Origin of the sequence: Brenneria rubrifaciens, from assembly GCF_005484945.1 — a bacterium.
Lineage (GTDB): Bacteria > Pseudomonadota > Gammaproteobacteria > Enterobacterales > Enterobacteriaceae > Brenneria > Brenneria rubrifaciens.
On record NZ_CP034035.1, the window covers coordinates 3,793,946 to 3,805,763 of the forward strand.

The window sequence follows — 11,818 nt, forward strand, 5'->3', positions numbered from 1 at the left end:
TGGAGGTAGACAACACATGAATAAGATCCTGCTGGTTGATGACGATAAAGAGCTAACGTCCTTACTGAGAGAACTGCTCGAAATGGAAGGATTTAATGTCGTGGTCGCCTATGATGGCGAGCAGGCGTTAAGCGCCTTGGATAGTACAATTGACCTGCTTTTACTCGATGTGATGATGCCGAAAAAGAATGGCATCGACACACTAAAAGAAGTGCGGCAACAACATCAGACGCCGGTGATTATGTTGACCGCGCGTGGCAGTGAACTGGATCGGGTACTCGGTTTGGAGTTGGGCGCGGACGATTATCTGCCGAAACCCTTTAACGACCGTGAACTGGTGGCGCGTATCCGAGCCATCTTGCGCCGTTCAAATTGGACAGATCAGCAACAGGCCGGCGAAAACAATGCGCCGACGCTGGAAGTTGACGGTCTGCGGCTCAATCCCGGACGTCAGGAAGCCAGCTTCGACGATACCGTGCTGGATCTGACGGGGACGGAATTCACGCTGCTCTATCTGCTGGCCCAACGGCTGGGTCAGGTGGTTTCACGTGAACACCTGAGTCAGGAAGTGCTGGGTAAGCGCCTGACGCCCTTTGACCGCGCCATAGATATGCATATCTCCAATCTGCGCCGTAAGTTGCCAGAGCGCAAAGACGGGTTGCCCTGGTTTAAAACCTTGCGCGGACGGGGTTACCTGATGGTATCCGCTGCATGATTAATAGCCTGACCGCGCGCATTTTCGCTATTTTCTGGCTAACGCTGGCTTTGGTTCTCATGCTGGTGCTGATGGTGCCCAAGCTGGATTCCCGTCAACTGACGGCGCTACTGGAAAGTGAAGAGCGGCAAGGCGTTATGCTGGAACAGCATATTGAAGCCGATCTAGCCAACACTCCCGCCAACGATTTGCGCTGGTGGCTGAGGCTGTTCTGGGTCATTGAGAAATGGGCGCCGCCGGGGCAGCGCCTCTTGCTGGTCACCAGCGAAGGACGAGTGCTGGGCGCTCAGAAGAATGAGACGCAAATTGTACGCAACTTTATCGGTCTGTCCGACAACGCCGATCATCCGCAGAAGAAAAAGTACGGCCGGGTTGAACTGCTGGGGCCGTTCTCCATCAGGGACGGCGAAGACCACTATCAGCTTTACCTGATACGTCCGGCCAGCAGTCCTCAGTCAGATTTTATTAATCTGCTGTTCGACCGGCCGCTGCTGTTGCTGATTTTCACCATGTTAATCAGCTCCCCCTTGTTGTTGTGGCTCGCCTGGAGCCTTGCTAAACCAGCCCGTAAACTGAAACACGCGGCTGACGAGGTCGCCCGTGGCGATCTACGTCAACATCCTGAACTGGAATCAGGACCACCGGAATTTCAGGCTACCGGCGTCAGCTTTAACCAGATGGTCAGCGCGCTTGAACGTATGGTGACGGCGCAGCAGCGCCTGCTGTCGGACATTTCACACGAGTTGCGTACTCCGCTCACCCGCTTGCAACTTGCCACCGCGCTCTTGCGCAGACGGCAGGGAGAGGGGAACGAGCTTAGTCGCATCGAGATGGAAACCCAGCGGCTCGACAGCATGATCAACGACCTGCTGGTTCTGTCACGAAACCAGCACAAGAATGAGTTGACCCGTGAATTTTTGCGGGCGGACGAACTGTGGGGCGACGTGCTGGACGATGCGGCGTTTGAAGCAGAGCAAATGGGGAAAACGCTGGAGGTCACCTATCCCCCCGGCCCGTGGACACTCTTCGGCAACCCGAACGCGCTCGACAGCGCGCTGGAGAATATTGTGCGCAACGCGCTGCGTTATTCCCATCATCACATTGCTGTCGCCTTCGCCGTCGATAACCAGGGTATCACCATCAAAGTTGACGATGACGGCCCTGGCGTCAGCCCGGAAGATCGCGAGCAAATTTTCCGGCCTTTTTACCGCACCGATGAGGCCCGCGATCGCGAATCTGGCGGTACGGGCCTGGGATTGGCGATTGTCGAGACGGCAATTACCCAGCACAAAGGCTGGGTGAAAGCTGAAGATAGCCCGCTGGGTGGCTTGCGGTTAGTGATCTGGCTTCCTCTGGATCAGCGATAGGAGTAACCGGCACGGTCAGGAACGACCGCCAAAACCGTTCTGCCGCCAGGCTTCATAGCTGATAATCGCCACCGCGTTGGACAGGTTCAGGCTACGGCTGTCTGGCTGCATTGGGATTCGAATACGAAAATCCGCTGAGAAACCGTTACGGATTGCATCGGGCAAACCCGCCGTTTCCGAACCAAACAGCAAAACATCACCCGGAGCATATGCGGGCTGATCGTACGGACAGCTACCTTTGGTAGTACAGGCGAAAATGCGTCTTCCTGTGACCGCGGCCAGAAAGTCCTGATAGTTATTATGGCGGCTGACGTTAGCCAGATCGTGGTAATCCAGCCCTGCCCGGCGCAGCTTCTTTTCTTCAAAATCGAAACCCAGCGGTTCAATCAGGTGAAGGCTGCAACCGTTGTTGGCGGCCAGACGGATAATGTTTCCGGTATTTGGGGCGATTTGTGGCTCATAGAGCGCAATATGAAACATGGGGTAACTTTAAGTCGCAAAGAAAAATTCAGCGCCAGTATATAACATCCTCATCGCCCCCAAAACCAGAGCGGGCAATGAATACGGATAACTCCGCACGACGTTTTCGCCGCCAGCGATTACACTATGAGTAACACGATTGTTCATGTAGGTAAGGCAATAATGAAAACCCGACTGATATCCCTATCCTTGTGCGCTTTGTTTAGCCTGCCGCTGACCACCCAGGCCAACACGACGAAAGTCCCCTCCACACAACAACGGCTTGAAAACGGCATCACCAGCCAACGAAAATTAGAGCAGAATATGCAGCAGAGTCAGCAATTGCAGCAACAGCGGCTGAATCAACAATTGCAGCAGCGCAATTCTCAGTTACAACAGCAACGCCAGCAGCAGTTACAGCGGGATCGGCAACGTACGCAGCAAACCACGCCCCCGCCGCCGATCAAGCAAACGCCCTAACGCGGCGATTTACAGCCGCACGCCCATCAGTGCCAGGATCAACGGCGTGGTCAGCGCGGCCAGCGTCGTTGACATCAGCAGGCTCGACGCCACCGGGCCACCCAGCACGTTGAACTGGCGCGACATCAGATAAACGTTCACGCCTACCGCCATCGACCCCAGCAACACTACCGCCCGCGTTTCCATTTCAGGCAGGCCGATCGCGATCGCGATCCCCCAGATCACTAACGGCTGCACCATCAGCTTGATGACGCAAATCACAGCGCTGATCTGCCAGCCATCGCGGATCTGGTATTCGGCCAACCCCATACCCAGGGCGACCAGCGACAGCGGCACCCCAATTTGCCCCAGCATGCTGAGCGGCTGATCGACATAGGAAGGGAGCGACAGCCCGGTCAGGCCGAATGCCGTCCCGGACAGAATGCCGATAATCAGCGGGTTTTTCAGCACGCTCAGCGCGGTTTTAGTAAATCCCTGCAACGACAGCGCCCCGTTGCGCGCCCACTCCACCGACACGGTCACCAGCGTCCACAGAATCAGGCCGTTAAACACCACCACCAGCGCAACGGACGGTATCGCCTCTTCCCCCAGCATCAGCGTGGCGATCGGCAACCCCAGCATGACATTGTTGGAGAAGATGCCGCTCAGCGCAAAAATAGAACCGGAAACGCCGTCGAGATGAAAAATCTTGCGCGCCACAAAGCGGCCCAGTACAAAAACGATCAGGCAACCACCGAAAAACGCGATCAACAGCCGGGCATCCACCACGGGACGCTTGGAAAAATCACACATCAGGCGGAATAACATGGCGGGCATCGCCACAGAGAAGACAAAGCGGGTCATGCCATCGGTAATGGTGGTCGGCCACTTGCCATAACGGATCAGGCAGTAGCCCAGTGCGATCACAATGAACAACGGTAAAGAAAGAGAAATCTGGTACCAGAGAGAACTAACAAATGCGGGCATTGAACCACTTCCTTATTGCGGACGCCAATAGCGGAAAGCATATGTACCCGTCATCTTTCACATCACCCGCGTGCCGGCTTGGTGAACCGCGAAATCCAAGATGAGGTATACAACAGACAAAATTCAGCCGGTAGCAAAACCCGGCCCGATTAAATCTATTCGGTCAGTACAGATACAGTCAACGCCCCAATCGAGCAAAGTTTGCGCTCGCGCAGGTTGGTTGACGGTGTAGACCAGCATTCGCAGGCCCGCCGCCTTTATTAATGCCACCCGTTCCGCTGTCAGCAGTTCGTGATTCAAATGGAGGGACACGCACCCCAGTAGCCGGGTCAGATTTTGCCAGTCGTCATGCCACTCATCCAGCAGCAGGCCGCGCGGCAATTCCGGCGCCGCCCGTTGCGCGGCGGCAAGCGCGTCAATCGAAAAGGAGGACAGCAACGGCGCAACGGAATGATCGGCCCACAGTTGACGCGCAGCCAGCGCGACCACGCGCCCGGTTTCCTGCTCCTGACCGGTGGTCGGCTTGATTTCGATATTAGCCGCCATGCCATACTGTGCACAGCGCTTTGCCACCTCTGACAGCAACGGCAGTTGCTCGCCTGCGAATTTTTTCCCGTACCAGCCGCCGGCATCCAGGCCAACCAGCTTGTCCCACGGCAGTTCCCCGGCGCACCCCCAGCCGTTACTGGTGCGTTCCAATGTGTCATCGTGCAGTAAAAAGATCTGGCCATCCTGCGACAGCTTGACATCGAACTCGATCATCTTGTGGCCCAGGCTCGCGCCCACATCAATCGCCGCCAGCGTGTTTTCCGGCGCCAGTGATCCGCCGCCGCGATGAGCGACAATTTTTGGGTAAGGCCAGACAGTTACCATTATTCCATCCGTAATCCGCTTTGCGAATCAAACAGGTGCCATGATGACTCAGGCAGATGCAGCCAGAGCGTCGATCCGATCGCCGGACAATGCTCATAAGACAAACGGGCGATCACGTTTTGTCCGCCCCACTGACCATGCGCCAGATTGTCGGCGCCCAGCAGTTCCAGTGTTGAAACCTGCAACGGGATACCGCCGGTTTCTTGCGTGGTCAGTTGAATATGCTCCGGCCTCACCCCAAGCGTCAATGCCCGCCCGCGCCATTGCGGTTTCGCTGTCGGCAGCGAAACCGCGATATCCCCGCTAATCTCGAAGCGGCAACCGTCATCACTGATTCGCCCCGACCACAGGTTCATGGCGGGCGAGCCAATAAAGCTGGCGACAAACAGTGACGCCGGATGGCGGTAAATCTCCGATGGCGCGCCAATCTGCTCGGCAATCCCTTTATTCATTACGATCACACGCTGCGCCAGCGTCATGGCTTCCACCTGATCGTGCGTCACATACAGGCTGGTGGTTTCCAGCCGTCGATGTAGTTGCTGCAATTCCAGCCGCATCTGTACCCTCAGCTTGGCATCCAGATTAGATAGCGGTTCATCAAACAAAAACACCGCCGGTTCGCGCACTATCGCCCGGCCCATGGCCACGCGCTGACGCTGCCCGCCCGAAAGCTCGCGCGGCTTGCGCTGCAACAACGGCGCCAATTCCAGAATACGCGCCGCTTCCTCCACCCGCTGACGAATCTGTACCTTGCCGAAACCACGGATTTTCAGCCCATAGGCCATATTGTCATACACGTTCATATGGGGATAAAGCGCATAGTTCTGGAACACCATCGCAATGCCGCGATCTTTAGGTTCCAGCTCGGTCACACGCCGGTCGCCAATGTAGATATCCCCGCTGGTCGTGCGTTCCAGACCGGCCACCATACGCAGCAGCGTCGATTTTCCACACCCCGATGGCCCTACCATCACCACAAACTCGCCATTGGCGACATCCAGATCGATGGGGTGAATAGTCTGCGTTTTGCCATCATAGGACTTGGTGACAGCCTGAAGTTTTAAACATGCCATAAAAAAACACCCCGCGTGTGTTTCAACGTCGCTCGCGACGTCCCAAAGGGGAGCGGGGCAAACTTCCCCCGCCAGAATGTATTATTTTTCGCTATCCACCAGACCACGCACAAACCAGCGCTGCATCAGCAGCACCACCATCAACGGCGGGAGCATCGTCAGCAACATCGCGGCCATCACCTGATTCCACTGGGTCGCGCCGTCACCGGAGGCGATCATGCTTTTGATTCCGGCTACCGCCGTGCCCAGATCGGCATCGCTGATAATCAGCAGCGGCCACAAATACTGGTTCCAGCCATAGATAAACGTAATCACAAACAGCGCCGCCAGATTGGTTTTTGACAGCGGCAGCACCATGTCGAAGAAGAAACGCATAGGACTCGCGCCATCAATGCGCGCCGCTTCCAGCAGTTCATCAGGCAGGGTCATGAAGAACTGGCGAAACAAAAAGGTCGCCGTGGCCGAAGCCATCAGCGGCAGCGTCAACCCGGTATAGCTGTCCATCATGTCCAGCCTGGCGATCACCTCGACCGTGGGGAAAATACGCACTTCCACCGGCAGCATCAGCGTCAGGAAAATCATCCAGAAAAACAGGCTGCGCAGCGGAAAGCGAAAATAGACAATGGCGTAGGCGGATAAAATCGATACGGTGATCTTGCCAAGTGTAATCGCCAGCGCCATGACAAAGCTGTTCAGCAGCATCAGTCCAAAAGGCGTCGTAATGTTACCTGCGCCGTGCAACCAGACATCTCGCAGATTCTCCCACAGATGCGCCCCCGGAATCAGCGTCATCGGCGTCTGAAAGACTTCCTGATTGTCCAGAGTAGCGGCGACGAAACCCACGTACAGCGGGAATAACACGGCGGCAATCCCGATGACCAGCATCAGGTGGCTGAAGATATCCAACCCTCGGCGATTCTCAATCATTGGTAGTTCACCTTCCGTTCAACAAAGCGGAACTGGATGACCGTCAAGCCGATGACCAGCAGCATCAGCACCACCGACTGCGCCGCCGAGCTGGACAGATCCAGACCGGCAAAACCTTCCCGGTAAATTTTGTAGATCAGCGTGGTGGTTGACTGCACCGGCCCGCCGGCAGTGGCGGCATCAATAATCGGAAAGGTATCGAAGAAAGCGTAAACCAGGTTGACCACCAGCAGGAAAAAGCTTACTGGCGAAATCAGCGGCAGCACCAAATTGAAGAATCGGCGTACCGGCCCGGCGCCGTCAATGGCGGCCGCTTCGATCAACGATCGGGGGATGGATTGCAGCGCCGCTAGAAAAAACAGGAAGTTATAGCTGATCTGTTTCCAGACTGACGCCAGTACCACCAGAAACATGGCCTGTCCGCTGTTCTGCGCATGATTCCATGAGTAGCCCAACGTCCCGAGGAAATGAGCAATCAAACCCAGACCGGGGTTGAAAAGAAACATCCACAGCACGGCGGCGACCGCGGGCGCAACCGCATAAGGCAGGATAATCAACGTCTGATACAGGCGGCTACACCGAATGACATAGTCCACCAGCGCCGCCAGAAATAGCGAAATCAGCAGGCCAAACCCCGCCACCAGAAAACTAAAAATCATCGTGGTGTAAAACGAATCGAGATAATAGGGGTTATCGAGCAGTTGCCTGAAGTTTTCCATACCGACAAACTCACTGGATAACCCGAACGGATCGAGACTTTGCACCGAATACCACAGCGCCTGACCCGCAGGCCAGATGAAAAAAATGATGGTGATGAGCAACTGAGGCAAGACCAGCGCATAGGGAAGCCAACTGCGGCGAAAAACGGGACGGGATGATGTCATGCGGTAACTCATTGCTGGCTGAAAAAAATGGTGAAGACCTTTAAACCCCATCCCTCACAGGAGACGATACTAACGGGTTGTTCCGGTTCCCTCCCCAGTGATGGGGAGGGTTGGGGCAGACTCTGTCCGTCAGCTTATTTGGCTGACTGCTCGAAGCGACGTAACAGTGCATTACCACGCTCAACCGAGTTATCCAGCGCCTGTTGCGGGGTTTTCTTGCCCGTCCAGACGCTTTCCAGCTCTTCATCCACCACGGTGCGGATCTGCGGCATATTGCCCAGACGCAGCCCTTTAGTGAAGGGCAACGGCGGCTTGTTCAACATCTGACGCGTAGCGATGTCCGCACCCGGATTTTTCTCGTAGAAGCCTTGCTGCCGGGTTAGCTCATACGCGGCTTTGGTAATCGGCAGATAACCGGTTTTCTGATGCCATTCGGCTGCGATTTCCGGCTGAGTCAGGAACTGCATAAACTCGGCTACGCCTTTATAGGTCGCCGCGTCTTTACCATTCATCACCCACAAGCTGGCTCCGCCGATAATGGCGTTCTGCGGCGCGCCCTGCACATCAGCGTCATAAGGCATCATCGCCACGCCATAGTTGAATTTGGCATGCTGACGAATATCCGCCAGCGAACCGGAAGAGGCGGTAGTGATAGCGCAATCACCATTATAGAACTTCTCGGTCGGCTCATCCTTACGACCGAAGTAGGTGAAATCCCCTTTCTTGTTCATGTCCTGTAATTGCTGGATGTGCTTGACCTGTGTCGGTTTATTAAATTCCAGTACCGCGTCGGTGCCGTCGAAACCGTTATTTTTACTGGCGACTGGCAAACCATGCCAGGCGCTGAAGTTTTCAATCTGAATCCAGCCCTGCCAACCACTGGCATAGCCGCATTTCATGCCCGCCGCGCGCAGTTTTGCCGTGTACTCGGCCATTTGCTGCCAGGTTTTTGGCGGTTGTTCTGGATCTAATCCCGCCTTTTTGAAGGCGTCTTTGTTGTAATACAGTACCGGCGTCGAACTGTTGAAGGGCTGCGACAACAAATGGCCGCTTTTCGCATCGGCGTAATAGCCGGACACAGTCGGAACAAAAATCGACTCGTCAAAATTGATGCCCGCCTCTTTGAAAATTTCATAAACAGGCTTAATGGCCTTGCTGGCCATCATGGTCGCGGTGCCCACTTCATAAACCTGCAAAATCGCGGGCGCATTTCCAGCACGATAAGCGGCGATCCCGGCGGCCAAACTCTGTTCGTAGTCGCCTTTATAAACCGGGACAATTTTCACATCACTATGGGACTGATTAAAACGGTCAGTCAGCGAATTAACGGTTTTACCTAATTCGCCTTCCATTGAGTGCCAAAAAGGGATTTCGGTTACGGCGGCCTGCGCATTGGCACTGCATACGAGCGCCAATGCCACGCATGCTGTTGCTTTACGGATGTTAAGGTTAAACATGCCAGTCTCCTGCAATAGATAGGTGCGCCCGCATCACAGAGGCGCTTTTTTTATGGCGGGCGTCCTGCCCGTCTCCTTTCGAACCGTTGCCAGGCAACGTTGAAAACACGCCTTGTGTTTATTATGCGGAGGTAACATGACACGCGCGTATGACAGAAAAATAACCAAGAGATGACGAAAAGGTGACAGAAAGGAGGGCAAGCGCTGTTTAAAAATAGGCGCTTTCATCGCTTCGGTAACACCCAGGCGCGACCGACAATCCGCCATCGGTAATAACGCCGTTGAACAACGTCAGCAAAGCGATCAGAAAGGCGGCACAGGGCGCCTTAATAAACACACACCATTGAGCAACACCTATCGCGGCAATGAAAAAAACGTCAAAAACCCCTACGAACAATTTCAAGTAATAGTCAAAAGTATTTATTTCAATTTAAATAATAGACATTAACTATTGTATGGCGACAATCACGCGGTTTTTTACCCATTTATCCGTTAATTAACTTACGCCATCTCCCTTTATAGTAGGTTGTCGCCTTCTCTTTTTCGGCCCGTTTTTCAGCCAGACAAGCAGGTGACGGAGACACAACAACAGGCCCACTTTTCACAACCGCGGCCTGATTTATAAACACTTTTATTGATGCTCACGCAGGTAAATTCACTTATCGGCTGGCATTCATCCACCAAGGAAACGTATGAATTTTTTAAAAAACATGAAGCTGGGGACCATGCTCGGCTCCGGCTTCACCATTGTCATCTTGATTGGCTGTTTCATTGCCTTATTCGGCCGTGTTCAACTCACCGAACTAAGCAACAATATTCAACTGCTGTCTCAAGTCCGCATTAACAACCTACTGCTGATGCAAGAGGTAAAAGACAACGTCAATATCATCTCTCGCGTCGTCAGAAATATCGCGTTGATGGACAATCCCCAGGAAATGGAGAAGGAAAAGAAACGCGTAGATGAACGACTGTCAATCAATACCAAACTGCTTAACACGCTACGCACGACAGCGGTATCGCCCGAAGCACGCCAGCGCATTGAAGCGCTTATTCAGCACAGCCCTTCTTACCGTGACGCACTGTATAAGGCGATCGATCTGGGTATGTCAGGGCAAAAGGCAGAAACGCGCGCTGTGGTGTTCGGCGAAATGCGCGTCGCACAAACCAACGTATTTAATGCGTTGGATGAGATGGTCGCCTATCAGAAATCCCTGACGGTGGAAGCGGCGAACACCTCGGCGCAGCAGGCGGACACGTCAGGATCGCTGATGTTGATTTCTGCTGTCATCGCCGCGCTGTTAGGTTCATTGATTGCATGGAGCATTACGCGGCGTATCAAGAAACAACTGGGGGGAGAGCCCACCTACGCGGTTGAGATTGCCCAGCAGGTGGCGCAGGGTAATCTGGCGTTGAAAATTGCGTTGCGTTCGGGCGATGACAACAGCGTACTGGCGGCGATGGCGACCATGCGGGACAGCCTGAGCCATACTGTCGATCAAGTGCGCCAGAGCAGTGAGTCCATCGCCACCGGCGCCAGCCAAATCGCCATCGGCAATACCGATTTAAGCCAGCGAACGGAAGAACAGGCGTCCAATCTGCAACAGACGGCAGCATCGATGGAGCAGATGAATATCACCATTAAGCAGAATACCGATACGGTAAATATGGCGTCAGAACTGGCGCAATCCGCCAGTTCAACCGCGATCAAAGGGGGTGACATGGTCAACAACGTCGTGAACACGATGGAAGACATCACCACCAGCTCACGCAAAATCGGCGATATTATCGGGGTCATCGACGGTATTGCCTTTCAGACCAATATTCTGGCGTTAAACGCCGCGGTGGAAGCCGCTCGCGCCGGAGAACAGGGTCGGGGTTTCGCCGTTGTCGCGGGCGAAGTTCGCTCGCTGGCCCAGCGCTCCGCCTCCGCCGCCAAAGAGATCAAAGAGTTGATCGGCGAAAGCGTGGAGAAAGTGGAGACCGGTTCACATTTGGTTAATGAGACGGGCGCCACGATGGGCGAAATTGTTGAGCAAGTGCGCCGCGTGGCCGATTTACTGGCCGAAATCGGGGTCACCACCCGCGAGCAGTCGCAGGGTATCTCGCAAGTTAACGATGCGGTTAATCAACTGGATGAAGTGACCCAGCAAAACGCCGCGCTGGTGGAGGAATCCGCTACCGCCGCAGACAGCCTGAGCGATCAAGCCAGACGTCTGGTGGAACTGATGAGTGTCTTCCAGCTTGATGGCGGCACCCGCAAAGCCAGCCAGCAGGCGGCCCCGCGTCCGGCACAGCCGCTGAAACTCGCGAGCAAAGCGCCAACGCAGCAGAGCTGGGAAGCATTCTGAGCAATACAGAAAACTTCGCCGTTGATCTCACCCCAAGGCCGCGAATGCGGCCTTACTTCATCGTGTCTCCCGCCTTTTCCTGCGTTTTTCACATAACACCAGTCCCGATACCAATAAAAGCACCCAATTTATAGCCGTATTCCCCGCCACGCTGAGAGGCCGTTATCTTTATTATTTCTGGTGTTAGTTTTTTATTTTATTTAATTTTATTTACTCGAAAATAAGTCAGAGCATGGCGTTTGCGTTCACTCTGAGTTAACACAGCCTTC

General features: G+C 54.5%; 11 protein-coding genes. 4 read left to right on the plus strand and 7 right to left on the minus strand.

Annotated features, from left to right (window positions below; translation table 11 throughout):
• The first annotated feature begins 16 nt into the window (after positions 1 to 16).
• Positions 17 to 715, plus strand: coding sequence for an envelope stress response regulator transcription factor CpxR (cpxR, locus tag EH207_RS16980; protein WP_137715041.1), 699 nt, complete (start codon positions 17 to 19; stop codon positions 713 to 715).
• Positions 712 to 2,082: an envelope stress sensor histidine kinase CpxA gene (gene cpxA, locus EH207_RS16985; RefSeq protein ID WP_137715042.1), complete on the plus strand. Its 1,371-nt coding sequence runs from the start codon at positions 712 to 714 to the stop codon at positions 2,080 to 2,082. The genes cpxR and cpxA overlap by 4 nt, the downstream gene beginning before the upstream one ends.
• A 15-nt stretch (positions 2,083 to 2,097) precedes the next feature.
• Here cpxA and EH207_RS16990 read toward each other — a convergent pair whose 3' ends face one another.
• The gene (locus tag EH207_RS16990) at positions 2,098 to 2,562 is read right to left on the minus strand and encodes a tRNA (cytidine(34)-2'-O)-methyltransferase (protein ID WP_137715043.1); all 465 of its coding nucleotides are present in this window, start codon (positions 2,560 to 2,562) and stop codon (positions 2,098 to 2,100) included.
• Between the two features lie 126 nt (positions 2,563 to 2,688).
• On the opposite strand from EH207_RS16990, the gene EH207_RS16995 reads away from it, so the two are divergent.
• Positions 2,689 to 3,021, plus strand: coding sequence for a hypothetical protein (locus EH207_RS16995; protein ID WP_246048901.1), 333 nt, complete (start codon positions 2,689 to 2,691; stop codon positions 3,019 to 3,021).
• A gap of 9 nt (positions 3,022 to 3,030) precedes the next feature.
• Here the strand turns inward: EH207_RS16995 and EH207_RS17000 are convergent, their stop codons facing one another.
• The 6 genes from EH207_RS17000 to ugpB all read right to left on the minus strand — a co-directional run bounded on the left by EH207_RS17000 (position 3,031) and on the right by ugpB (position 9,201).
• Positions 3,031 to 3,987 carry an AEC family transporter gene (locus tag EH207_RS17000; RefSeq protein WP_137715045.1) on the minus strand — a complete coding sequence of 319 codons (957 nt, stop codon included), beginning with the start codon at positions 3,985 to 3,987 and terminating at the stop codon, positions 3,031 to 3,033.
• A 123-nt stretch (positions 3,988 to 4,110) separates the two neighbouring features.
• Positions 4,111 to 4,860, minus strand: coding sequence for a glycerophosphodiester phosphodiesterase (gene ugpQ, locus EH207_RS17005; protein WP_137715046.1), 750 nt, complete (start codon positions 4,858 to 4,860; stop codon positions 4,111 to 4,113).
• Entirely contained in the window at positions 4,860 to 5,933 is a 1,074-nt protein-coding gene (locus EH207_RS17010; RefSeq protein ID WP_137715047.1) for a sn-glycerol-3-phosphate import ATP-binding protein UgpC, read from the minus strand. Before EH207_RS17010 ends, ugpQ begins: the two co-directional genes overlap by 1 nt.
• 81 nt (positions 5,934 to 6,014) lie before the next feature.
• The gene (gene ugpE / locus EH207_RS17015; RefSeq protein WP_137715048.1) at positions 6,015 to 6,860 is read right to left on the minus strand and encodes a sn-glycerol-3-phosphate ABC transporter permease UgpE; all 846 of its coding nucleotides are present in this window, start codon (positions 6,858 to 6,860) and stop codon (positions 6,015 to 6,017) included.
• The gene (gene ugpA, locus EH207_RS17020) at positions 6,857 to 7,744 is read right to left on the minus strand and encodes a sn-glycerol-3-phosphate ABC transporter permease UgpA (RefSeq protein WP_137715049.1); all 888 of its coding nucleotides are present in this window, start codon (positions 7,742 to 7,744) and stop codon (positions 6,857 to 6,859) included. The genes ugpE and ugpA overlap by 4 nt, the downstream gene beginning before the upstream one ends.
• A 134-nt stretch (positions 7,745 to 7,878) precedes the next feature.
• A complete protein-coding gene (ugpB, locus tag EH207_RS17025; protein ID WP_137715050.1) occupies positions 7,879 to 9,201 on the minus strand; it encodes a sn-glycerol-3-phosphate ABC transporter substrate-binding protein UgpB in 1,323 nt (440 codons plus the stop codon).
• Between the two features lie 692 nt (positions 9,202 to 9,893).
• Between ugpB and EH207_RS17030 the strand changes: the two genes are divergently transcribed.
• A complete protein-coding gene (locus EH207_RS17030; protein WP_137715051.1) occupies positions 9,894 to 11,549 on the plus strand; it encodes a methyl-accepting chemotaxis protein in 1,656 nt (551 codons plus the stop codon).
• Positions 11,550 to 11,818: the final 269 nt, after the last annotated feature.

Coding starts and splice junctions, on each gene's coding strand:
- ugpB (WP_137715050.1), bottom strand. CDS start 9,201: ATGTTTAACCTTAACATCCGTAAAGCAACAGCATGCGTGGCATTGGCG.
- EH207_RS17010 (WP_137715047.1), bottom strand. CDS start 5,933: ATGGCATGTTTAAAACTTCAGGCTGTCACCAAGTCCTATGATGGCAAA.
- EH207_RS16990 (WP_137715043.1), bottom strand. CDS start 2,562: ATGTTTCATATTGCGCTCTATGAGCCACAAATCGCCCCAAATACCGGA.
- cpxA (WP_137715042.1), top strand. CDS start 712: ATGATTAATAGCCTGACCGCGCGCATTTTCGCTATTTTCTGGCTAACG.
- EH207_RS17030 (WP_137715051.1), top strand. CDS start 9,894: ATGAATTTTTTAAAAAACATGAAGCTGGGGACCATGCTCGGCTCCGGC.
- ugpA (WP_137715049.1), bottom strand. CDS start 7,744: ATGACATCATCCCGTCCCGTTTTTCGCCGCAGTTGGCTTCCCTATGCG.
- ugpQ (WP_137715046.1), bottom strand. CDS start 4,860: ATGGTAACTGTCTGGCCTTACCCAAAAATTGTCGCTCATCGCGGCGGC.
- ugpE (WP_137715048.1), bottom strand. CDS start 6,860: ATGATTGAGAATCGCCGAGGGTTGGATATCTTCAGCCACCTGATGCTG.
- cpxR (WP_137715041.1), top strand. CDS start 17: ATGAATAAGATCCTGCTGGTTGATGACGATAAAGAGCTAACGTCCTTA.
- EH207_RS16995 (WP_246048901.1), top strand. CDS start 2,689: ATGAGTAACACGATTGTTCATGTAGGTAAGGCAATAATGAAAACCCGA.
- EH207_RS17000 (WP_137715045.1), bottom strand. CDS start 3,987: ATGCCCGCATTTGTTAGTTCTCTCTGGTACCAGATTTCTCTTTCTTTA.